A 393-nucleotide genomic window follows, 5' to 3' on the forward strand; every position below is an offset into this window, starting at 1 on the left:
GGGTGAAGCTCTTCAGAGTTACGGAGCCTATACGTTGTGCCCCTGCGGTCTATGAGCCTTCGATTGTAGCTATCGTAAGTGGCGCGAAAGAAGCCATATTAGATGGCAAACAGCATGTTTATGACAGCAGTCAATATATGTGTTGTGCTATATCGATGCCTGTAGAAGCGGGGTCCCCCGCAGCGTCACTGGATAATCCCTTGTTGGGTGTATATATCGCTCTTGATACCCGGGTGATGACGGAATTAGTGATTGAAATTGAAAGTTCGGGATTAGATATTCGTAAACCGAAAGGTGGACGTATCCCGCAAGGGGTTACTTTGGCTGACTGGGATGCCCCATTCAATGAGGCTCTGTTACGCCTAATTCAAATTTCTAATAGCCCTTCTGAAG

At 47.1% G+C, this 393-nt stretch carries 1 protein-coding gene; it reads left to right on the forward strand.

The window, feature by feature from the left end:
* Positions 1-2: 2 nt before the first annotated feature.
* Positions 3-393 (forward strand): AraC family transcriptional regulator (locus tag Q4528_RS12775; protein WP_303521850.1); only part of this gene is annotated, 391 nt, incomplete at its 3' end.

Origin of the sequence: Staphylococcus pasteuri, from assembly GCF_030547725.1 — a bacterium.
In the GTDB taxonomy this organism is placed as follows: domain Bacteria; phylum Bacillota; class Bacilli; order Staphylococcales; family Staphylococcaceae; genus Staphylococcus; species Staphylococcus pasteuri.